This is a genomic window from Pseudonocardia sp. Ae150A_Ps1 (assembly GCF_001932315.1).
Classification (GTDB): domain Bacteria; phylum Actinomycetota; class Actinomycetes; order Mycobacteriales; family Pseudonocardiaceae; genus Pseudonocardia.
Map to the genome: position 1 here is coordinate 5272133 of NZ_MCIJ01000001.1, position 6614 is coordinate 5278746.

General features: G+C 75.1%; 5 protein-coding genes and 1 pseudogene. 4 read left to right on the forward strand and 2 right to left on the reverse strand.

The genetic code is table 11. From position 1 onward, the window contains the following. Positions 1-16 precede the first annotated feature (16 nt). The 4 genes and pseudogenes from rimO to Ae150APs1_RS24850 form a co-directional block, all read left to right on the forward strand. Complete coding sequence (gene rimO, locus Ae150APs1_RS24835; RefSeq protein WP_010241492.1) at positions 17-1522, forward strand: 30S ribosomal protein S12 methylthiotransferase RimO; 1506 nt, start codon at positions 17-19, stop codon at positions 1520-1522. Continuing rightward, positions 1519-2130: a CDP-diacylglycerol--glycerol-3-phosphate 3-phosphatidyltransferase gene (gene pgsA, locus Ae150APs1_RS24840; RefSeq protein WP_010241490.1), complete on the forward strand. Its 612-nt coding sequence runs from the start codon at positions 1519-1521 to the stop codon at positions 2128-2130. The genes rimO and pgsA overlap by 4 nt, the downstream gene beginning before the upstream one ends. 162 nt (positions 2131-2292) lie before the next feature. Next, on the forward strand, positions 2293-2646 hold the full coding sequence (locus Ae150APs1_RS24845; protein ID WP_010241489.1) for a helix-turn-helix transcriptional regulator: 354 nt from the start codon (positions 2293-2295) through the stop codon (positions 2644-2646). 199 nt (positions 2647-2845) lie between these two features. Then, positions 2846-3583 (forward strand): annotated as a pseudogene (locus Ae150APs1_RS24850) (PspA/IM30 family protein); the annotation flags it as partial. A gap of 581 nt (positions 3584-4164) precedes the next feature. On the opposite strand, the gene Ae150APs1_RS24855 reads toward Ae150APs1_RS24850, so the two are convergent. Further along, on the reverse strand, positions 4165-5037 hold the full coding sequence (locus tag Ae150APs1_RS24855) for a DNA-formamidopyrimidine glycosylase family protein (protein ID WP_075300640.1): 873 nt from the start codon (positions 5035-5037) through the stop codon (positions 4165-4167). 37 nt (positions 5038-5074) lie between these two features. Continuing rightward, positions 5075-6532 (reverse strand): glycosyltransferase family 39 protein, encoded by a 1458-nt coding sequence (locus Ae150APs1_RS24860; protein WP_075300642.1) that lies wholly within the window; start codon positions 6530-6532, stop codon positions 5075-5077. Positions 6533-6614: the final 82 nt, after the last annotated feature.

Sequence of the window (6614 nt, forward strand, 5' to 3'; positions counted from 1 at the left end):
GTCTATCCTGGAGGCCGTGGCTTCCCCCGAGAACGCGCCCCGGCGCGCCGCCCTGCTGACCCTGGGCTGCGCGCGGAACGAGGTCGACTCCGAGGAGCTCGCCGGCCGCCTGACCGGCTCCGGCTGGGAGCTGGTCGACGCCGAGGGCGGCTCGCCCGACGTCATCCTCGTCAACACCTGCGGCTTCGTCGAGCAGGCCAAGAAGGACTCGATCGACACCGTGCTGGCCGCCTCGGACGTGGCCCGCCCGGCCGGTGCGAAGGTCGTCGCGGTCGGCTGCCTGGCCGAGCGGTACGGCGCCGAGCTGGCCGCCGACCTGCCGGAGGCCGACGCCGTGCTCGGCTTCGACGCCTACCCGGAGCTCGCCGAGCGGCTCGGCGACGTCCTGGGCGGCCACGCGCCCGCCCCGCACGTGCCGGTGGACCGCCGCACCCTGCTGCCGATCTCGCCGGTGGAGCGGCCCGCCGCCACCGCCGACGTGTCGGTGCCGGGGCACGACTGGGTTCCCGACCTCGCGGGCATCGCCCGCACCCGGCTCGCCGGCGGACCGGTCGCGTCGCTGAAGCTCGCCTCGGGCTGCGACCGCCGGTGCGCGTTCTGCGCGATCCCGTCCTTCCGCGGCAGCTTCGTGTCCCGCCCGCCGGCCGACGTCCTCGGCGAGGCGGCCTGGCTGGCGTCGCAGGGCGTGCGGGAGCTGGTGCTGGTCAGCGAGAACTCGACGTCGTACGGCAAGGACCTGCCGGGCGGCACCCGCGCGCTGGTCGACCTGCTGCCGCGCCTCGGCTCCACCCCCGGTGTCGAGCGGGTGCGCGTGTCGTACCTGCAGCCCGCCGAGCTGCGCCCGGACCTGCTCGCCGCGATCGCGACGACGCCGGGGATCGCGCCCTACTTCGACCTGTCGTTCCAGCACGCGTCGGCGACCGTGCTGCGCCGGATGCGCCGCTTCGGCTCGCGCACCGACTTCCTGGACCTGTGCACGCGGATCCGCGAGCTCGCGCCGGAGGCCGGGATCCGGTCCAACGTGATCGTCGGGTTCCCCGGCGAGACCGAGGAGGACCTCGCCGAGCTCGAGGCGTTCCTGACCGGGGCCCGGCTCGACGCCGTCGGCGTGTTCGGGTACTCAGACGAGGACGGCACCGAGGCCGAGGGTTACGACGGCAAGGTCGACCCGGCCGAGGTGCAGGCCCGCGTCGCGCGGATCTCGGCGCTGGCCGACGAGCTCATGGAGCAGCGGGCCGAGGAGCGGATCGGCACCGAGGTCGTCGTCCTGGTCGAGCGGACCGATGCCGACGACGAGGACGACTGCGCCGGCCGCGCCGCCCACCAGGGCCCGGACGCCGACGGCGAGTCCTACGTCGTCGCCGCGGCCGACGACGGCCCGGACCCGTCGTCGCTGCGCCCGGGGGACCTCGTCCGCTGCCGGGTGCTCGACACCGAGGGTGTCGACCTGCTCGTGGAGGCCTGCGAGCTGCTGCCGCGCGCCGGGATCGACGACCCCGTGCCCGCGGTGGCGGCCGGATGAGCTCGTCGCAGCCCGCCGGCGGCACCGTGCCGGTCGGCGGGCAGGCGCCGCTGCTGAACATCGCGAACGCGCTGACCTGCCTGCGGCTGGTCCTCGTCCCGGTGTTCGTCGCGGCGTTGTTCACCGGGGGCGGCGAGGACACCGTCTGGCGGCTGATCGCGTTCGCCGTGTTCGTGGTCGCGGCGTTGACCGACCGGCTCGACGGGCAGCTGGCCCGCAGCCGGGGCCTCGTCACCTGGTTCGGGGCGCTCGCCGACCCGATCGCCGACAAGGCACTCACCGGGGCGGCGCTGATCGGGTTGTCGATGCTGGCCGTCGTCCCGTGGTGGGTGACGATCGTGATCCTCGGCCGCGAGCTCGGCATCACGGTGCTGCGGTTCGCGGTGATCCGGCGCGGGGTCATCCCGGCCAGCCGCGGCGGGAAGGCGAAGACGGTCGCCCAGACCGTCGCCATCGGGCTGTTCCTGCTCCCGCTGCCGCTGCTGCTCCCGGGGGCCGTGGCCGCGGTGCTGGTCGTGCAGTGGGTGGTCATGGCCGTCGCGCTGGTGCTGACCGTCGTGACCGGCGTCGACTACGTCGTCAAGGCCGCTCGGGCCCAGCCCGCCTGACCTGCGAGGACTGAACCGCCGCCCGCGGGCGTTGAGGTGTTCGCCGTGGGCGGACAGGGTCGCGCACGATCGGTCCCGCCGATCCGGTCCGCGAGTCGGTACGGTGATTCACACCGGGGCACGGTGCCACCCCACCCCGGTGGGACGAGTCGAGGAGGGCACATGCTGCTGCGGGAAGCGATCGGCAGCGGCCTGCGCCAGGCGCGCACCGAGCGCCGGCGCACGCTGCGCGACATCTCGCGGGCCGCGCGGGTCAGCCTCGGGTACCTGTCCGAGGTCGAGCGCGGCCGCAAGGAACCCTCCAGCGAGCTGCTCGCCGCGATCTGCGAGGCACTCGGCATCTCCGTCCCGGACCTGCTGACCTCGGTCGCCGTGGAGATGGCCGGCGAGCTGCGCCGCGACGACGTCCTGGTCCCGATCGGCCAGCGGCACGCCGAGCTGCGCCTGGCCGGCCGTCCCGGCACGCCGGTGGTGGCGCCCGCGTCGGCCGGCGGCCCGGTCGCCTCCGCCGCCTGATCGACTTTCGGAGATGCTCGGATCCCCGCCCGGCTCGTCACGGTAGGGTGCGCGCGTACTGGCAGCGGTGCCAGGATGGAGAGGGCCGGAGTGCCGGCGCCGACCGCGGGGGGGGGAAACGCGGGGTCGGCCCGTCCCGGTGCGCCCGCCGATACGCGGGCACGGTCGTGAGCGAGCCCCAGCGGAGGTAGGCGGAGAGATGGCCAACGGATTCACCAAGGCCTGGAGCTACCTGATGGCCCTGTTCTCGTCGAAGGTCGACGAGCACGCGGACCCGAAGGTGCAGATCCAGCAGGCCATCGAGGACGCCCAGCGGCAGCACCAGCAGCTGTCCCAGCAGGCGGCGGCGGTCATCGGCAACCAGCGGCAGCTGGAGATGAAGCTGAACCGTCAGCTCGGGGAGATCGAGAAGCTGCAGTCGTCGGCCAAGCAGGCTCTGGTCCTCGCCGACCAGGCCCGCGCCCAGGGCGACGAGCAGAAGGCCCAGCAGTACGAGCAGTCCGCCCAGACGTTCGCCACCCAGCTGGTGACGGCGGAGCAGGGCGTCGAGGACCTCAAGACGCTGCACGACCAGTCGATCGGTGCGGCCGAGCAGGCCAAGCAGGCCGTCGAGCGCAACTCGATGGTCCTGCAGCAGAAGATCGCCGAGCGCACCAAGCTGCTCAGCCAGCTCGAGCAGGCGAAGATGCAGGAGCAGGCCGCGAGCTCGCTCCAGCAGATGAGCGAGCTGTCCGCGCCGCGCAACGCCCCGTCGCTCGACGAGGTCCGCGACAAGATCGAGAAGCGGTACGCCAACGCCCTCGGCTCGGCGGAGCTCGCGCAGAACTCGGTGCAGGGCCGGATGCTCGAGGTCCAGCAGTCGACCACCGACATGGCCGGTGCGTCGCGGCTGGACCAGATCCGGGCCTCGATGTCCGGGACCCCGATCGCCGGCGGGCAGCAGGCGCCTCAGGTCGGGCAGGGCGAGCAGAGCACCCAGCAGCTGCCGTCGAACCCCGCGCCGGCGCAGGAGAACACCCAGCAGAACCAGCAGCAGCCCGGCACCGCCTGAGCCGCCGCTCCACCGCACACGGACGCCGCGCCCCGCTCCGGGGCGCGGCGTCCGCGCGTCCGGCCCCGGCCGTGGTCCTGCGCCGCCCACCGCCGCGCCGCCCACCGCCGCGCCGCCCGCGCGACGGCGGCCCTGGCGCACCCCGTCGCCGGTCGTGGCACCCGTCGCGTGGGGTGCGTCGGAGGGCCGGGCGGTGCGTCGGCGGGGCAGAGGTGCGTCAGCCGGCCAGGGGTGCATCGGCCGGGCAGGGGCGCGCCGGCGTCCGCGCGGGCGGGGGTGCGCGCCCGGACGCACCCCGTCGCCGGTCGTGGCACCCGTCGCGTGGGGTGCCTCGGCCGGTCGGGGGGTGCGTAGGCCGGGCACGGGGTGCGTCGGCCGGGCACGGGGTGGGTCGGCGAGGTCGGGGCGCGCCGGGCGGCGACGGGGTGCGGCGGCGGGGCCCGGGCTGCGCGTCCGGGCACGGCGGGTCAGCGGGTGCGTACGCCCGGGGGAGGACGGCCGGGGGCGCCGCGGCGCGGGCCGGTCCTGCGGCGCACCGGCTCGGGCGCGGGACCCCGCTGGCAGCGTGGGCACCAATAGGTGACCCGGTCCCGGGGTGGCTCGCCCTGGTCGGCGGTCCGGATCCGGGTCCCGCAGCGCCGGCAGGGCCGACCCGACCGCTCGAAGACCCAGTGTGCCTCGCCCGCGGCGAGCGACCCCGTCGTCGTCTGCTCGGGTCTGTCCTTGTTGGACGACAGTAGCGTGCGCGACAGCGAGATCACGCCCGGCAGGTCCGGGACGTCCCGCACCAGCACCCAGGGTGTCAATCCGAGCCGGAAGCAGATGTCGTTGCGGTACAGGTTGCCCAGCCCCGCCATCACCCGCTGTTCCAGCAGCACCAGGCCGAGCTCGTGGTCCCCGCGCGCGGACATCCGGCGCAGCGCCTCGGCCTCGTGGCCGGCGCCCCAGTCCGGGTCGAGCAGGTCCGGGCCGAGGTGCCCGACGAGGGTGTGTTCGTCGGCGGTCGGCAGGAGCTCGAGGTCGTGCAGCGCGAAGCCGACGGCGACCCGCTCCCGGGTCTCCAGCACCGCGCGGGCCTCGTGCGCGACCCGCCGCCACCGCATCCCGGGCCGGTACAGGTGCCACGCGCCGTCCATCCGGAAGTGGCTGTGCAGGCTGCGGCCGTCGTCGAACCGGGTGAACAGGTGTTTCCCGACCGGGGCGACGCCGGTGACGGTCAGTCCTGCCAGGTCGTGCTCCACCAGCCGCGGGTGCCGCAGCTCCCCGCGGAGGAGCTCGTGGCCGGCCAGCGCGGCGTGCAGCCGCACCGCGGCCAGGTAGACGGTGTCTCCCTCGGGCACGGCGCCGACGCTACCCCCGCCGCAGGACGTGCGCCGGTCAGCTGACCTGCAGCGTGCGCAGCTCGGGCCACACCGCGGACCACGGCCGCCGCATCCCGTCGCCGACCCACACCCGGGTCTCGTCGCCGAGGTCGGCCGCCTGCCGCAGGACGACGCCGGTCGGCGCGAGCGTGGACGGGTCCTTGCCGAGGAAGACGACCGAGTCGTGGTCGTCCGGTGGTGGGGCGAAGTAGCCGTAGGCGCGGTTGCCGCCGTAGGCCTGCGGCAGCCCGGACGCCGAGCCGAAGGTGTCGAGGTAGGACGAGTAGATGTAGGACTCCCCGTAGACGACGGTCCGCTCCCGCTGCTCGGGTGGGAGCGCGTCGTACACGCCCGCGACGGCGTCGGTGATCCGCTGCGGGATGTCGGGCGCGGTGAAGGCGGTGCTCAGACCGAACGTGGTCGCCGCCACCAGGACCGCCAGTACCCCGCCCGGCCAGGCGGCCCAGGACAGTCGCCGGTGGCCCGCCTCCCGGCGGTGCTGGAACCACACCGCGCCCACGGCCGCGATCGCGCCGTGGATCCCGTCCCGGTAGTAGGCGCGTCCGACGGTGACGGCGAAGAAGATCCACAGCAGTAGGAAGGCGAGGGTCAGGAACCGGTAGGGGCGCAACCGCGGGTCGGTGACGGTGCCCAGGACGCCCGCCACCAGCAGCACGGTCCCGGCCACGCCGGCGAACAGCACCATCAGGACGGCGTTGGGGACCGGCCCGCCGAACAGGACCGACTCGCCGGCGACGACCGCCCCCATCTCCAGCTGCGGCCATCCGCGGAGGGCCTGCCACACCAGCGTCGGGGTCGCGATCAGCGCCGCGATCACGGCGGCGGCCCAGAAGGCCGGCCTGCGCAACAGGTCCCGCGGCCCGGCGACGAGCACCGCCACGACGAGCACGACCGCGAACAGCATCACCTGGAACTTGGTCAGCGCGGCGAGCCCCAGCACCGGGCCCAGTACGAGCAGCAGCCGGTCGTCGCGGAGCCGCATCCACCGCACGAGGAGCCACACGATCACCAGCCACTGCACCGGCTCCAGGACGTACGGCGCGACGAAGTGCCCGGTCATCGTGACCCAGACGCCCGTGGCCTGGGCGAGGGCGGTGAGGGTCTGGGCGCGGCGGTCGCCACCCAGCTCCCGCGCGATCAGTGCCGCGACGACGACGGCCGCCGCGGTCGCCAGCGACGGCACCAGCCGCAGCACCCCGTTCACCCCGGGGGCGACGGCGTCGGCCAGCGCGGCGAGGGCGGGCGTGAGCGGCGGCTGGTCGGCCGAGCCCCAGTCCAGGTGGTGCCGCCCGATCGCGAGCATCAGCGACTCGTCGAAGTACAGCCCGCGCCCGAGCGCGCCGAGCACGAGGTGGTACACCCCGACGACGGCGGCGATCAGCCCCACCGGTGTGCGCGCGAACGACGGGACGGAGACGGACGGAGCGTCCCGGGCCGGTACGGACGTGGTCATGGAGCCCCCCCTGAGCACGGCTGTGCGGTCGCCGGCCGCGGCCAGTAGATCCCGTGCGTGCGGGGGGGGGGGGGGGGGGGGG